At 31.6% G+C, this 2,766-nt stretch carries 1 protein-coding gene and 2 pseudogenes; 1 reads left to right on the top strand and 2 read right to left on the bottom strand.

The window, feature by feature from the left end; genetic code table 11:
* Positions 1–369, bottom strand: a pseudogene (gene argR / locus ARSQ2_RS10720) (transcriptional regulator ArgR); the annotation flags it as partial.
* 403 nt (positions 370–772) lie between these two features.
* Here argR and mdh point away from each other — a divergent pair.
* Entirely contained in the window at positions 773–1,717 is a 945-nt protein-coding gene (gene mdh / locus ARSQ2_RS10715) for a malate dehydrogenase (protein WP_181994524.1), read from the top strand.
* Positions 1,718–1,775: 58 nt separating this feature from the next.
* Here the strand turns inward: mdh and ARSQ2_RS10710 are convergent.
* Positions 1,776–2,051 (bottom strand): annotated as a pseudogene (locus ARSQ2_RS10710) (helix-turn-helix domain-containing protein).
* Positions 2,052–2,766: the final 715 nt, after the last annotated feature.

Genomic DNA, 2,766 nt, shown 5'->3' with positions numbered 1-2,766 from the left:
TACCTAAAATTCCTTCTGAAGTTCGTAACGAATCTAATAAACGAGCAATGAGCTGTGCAGCGGCAGGACTCGTACGAATAACACAATTGATTGATTGTAGCTAACATCTAATACCAAATTTTTTAGCGGGCTAATTGTTGTGGGAACAACCAGTTTAGCAGGTAGGCAATAAACCATTTCCATTTTAGCATTACGGTTACGCACCGCACCAAACTTTGTCAGCATTCTAGAAATTTTTGACTGGTTTATATTTTCAAAGCCTTGCTGTTGAAGTGCTATAAGGATCTCACTTTGGGAGCTAAATTTTTCTTCCTTGAGCAAAGCTTTAAAAGCTTTCACGAGATCTTCTTGTTTAGAAGAAACATACATAAATCAACTTTTTTAAGACGTTAAGTAGAGCGGTATTATGTATAAAGGTGAATTTTTATTCAACAAGCAATTCTAGCCTGGTGTTATGAAAATAATAAAAATTATTAGTCAGTTATTTGCCTACTTTGTGGAAATTAGCGATAAATTATTGTTTAAAAAATAATGTTATTTGTAAAAAATGGCAGTCGTGTCTCTAAATTATGCTGCTACCTAAGCAATATTAAAAAAGTGCCCCGTATCGCATAAGTCGATAAGAATTTTATTTAAAATGAAAAAAAATTTACAAGATTTATTTATTAACAAGAATTAATCGTAATTAATAGACTGTGTTATGAATAACGTATGTAATAGGTTGAAAGTTTTTAAGCCATTTTGAAGTGTCATCATATAAAGGAGTATCAGCATGAAATTAGCTATTCTTGGAGCAGCAGGTGGTATCGGCCAAGCACTTGCACTTCTTCTTATTCTTAAAAACCAGTTTCCATCAGGCTCAGAGCTTTCTCTTTATGATATTGCTCCTGTGACCCCTGGTGTTGCTAAAGATTTAAGCCATATTCCAACAGATGTAAAGGTAATTGGTTTTTCTGGTGAAGATCCGACACCGGCACTTGACGCTGCTGATGTAGTATTAATTTTGGCAGGTGTTGCCAGGAAACCAGGTATGGATCGCTCAGATTTGTTTAATATCAATGCCGGTATCGTTCGTAATCTGATTGAAAAAGTTGCTCAGAGCTGTCCTAAGGCGTTAATTGGTATTATTACTAATCCGGTTAATACTACTGTTCCGATAGCAGCAGAAGTATTAAAAAAGGCCGGCGTGTATGATAGAAATCGATTATTTGGTGTAACAACCTTAGATATTATTCGTTCTAATACTTTTGTTGCTGAATTAAAAGGTAAAAAACCTCAAGAAATCGAAGTGAAGGTTATTGGTGGTCATTCTAGCGTAACGATCCTACCGTTACTCTCTCAAATTGCCAATGTTAACTTTACCGAGCAGGAAGCTGAGGAGCTAACCAAGCGTATTCAAAATGCCGGCACTGAAGTTGTTGAAGCAAAAGCTGGTGGCGGATCAGCGACACTTTCTATGGGCCAAGCCGCTGCACGTTTTGGTTTATCATTAATTGACGCTTTAAATGGTAAAGAAAATGTAATCGAGTGTTCATATGTGGAAAGTGATGGTGAATATGCGCGTTTTTTTGCTCAGCCAATACGTTTAGGTAAAAATGGGATTGCAGAAAGATTACCTATTAATATTATTAATAAATTTGAAAAAAATAAATTGAAAAATATGTTAGAAACACTCAATAAAGATATTAAATTAGGCGAAGATTTTATTAATAAATAATATTATTAACTTCATTAAATAATAAACCGCAGATATGAGTCTGCGGTTTTTTTATAATTTATTCTTTATTTTTATTAGTAGGCCGACGAATATTTCGTTCTAATAATTCTCCTGTATTAAAATCGTAATAACGGATTGGCTATATTTCAGAAGGATGAAGGTTTAAAAAGTTCGCAATTATCCATTCTCCTTTTGGCCAGGGCCGAGATAATGCATTAGCTAGTGTTGAAGAGCTTAAACCTGCTTGTCTTGATATAGCTGCTAATGTTTTTCCGTGTTTTCTTAGCGCTGCAATAATATCCGCAGGATACCAATCAGATTTCTGTGAAATCATTTTTAATTCTTTTTCTATTAAATATATTGCTGCATTAGTGGTATAAATAACAGATAGTTCTGACATGTATTTCGAATTAGAACTTGTTATTAGAAATAAAATAACATTTTTTCTTTAATAGTTTCTTATTTTTTCTTAAAAATCTCTTTTTGAACTTGATTACAAAAAATAGAGAAATTTTACAGATATTTTAAGAAATATAGTAAGGCTCTCTTCAATTTGCTAGGAGTATAACTAATTAATTCTAGTTATGTTAACTCAGTATAATAGAATGAAAAAAATAAAAATCTTTAATTTATATTAATTCTTTAGAATTAATAGTTATAAAATAATTTTTCCGATATTAATAGAAAAAATTAGTTAATAATGATAGTGAAAAGGAGAACAATATTTGCAAGAGATAAAAAAAGAAATAACCCTACAATTTTATTCAATGCTTTTTCTATGGTTAGAAAATTAGGAGGGTTTTAAAACAAAAAATAATCTAAAAGGCCACCATTTTTAACAATTAGATTTGCAGAATTAGGTTATGTATTATAGCTAAGCGACTTAATTTTGATGACATTATTTATATGAGCTATTCAATTGATTTTAGACGTAAATATCACTTTACGTCTAAAATCAATTGAATAGCTCATATAAATAATGTCATCAAAATTAAGTCGCTTAGCTATACCTATTCGCCAGATCTTAATCCAATTGAACATAAATGGGC

It is taken from the genome of Arsenophonus endosymbiont of Bemisia tabaci Q2 (genome assembly GCF_902713415.1).
Classification (GTDB): Bacteria; Pseudomonadota; Gammaproteobacteria; order Enterobacterales; family Enterobacteriaceae; genus Arsenophonus.
This window is presented reverse-complemented; position numbering and strand designations above follow the sequence as displayed.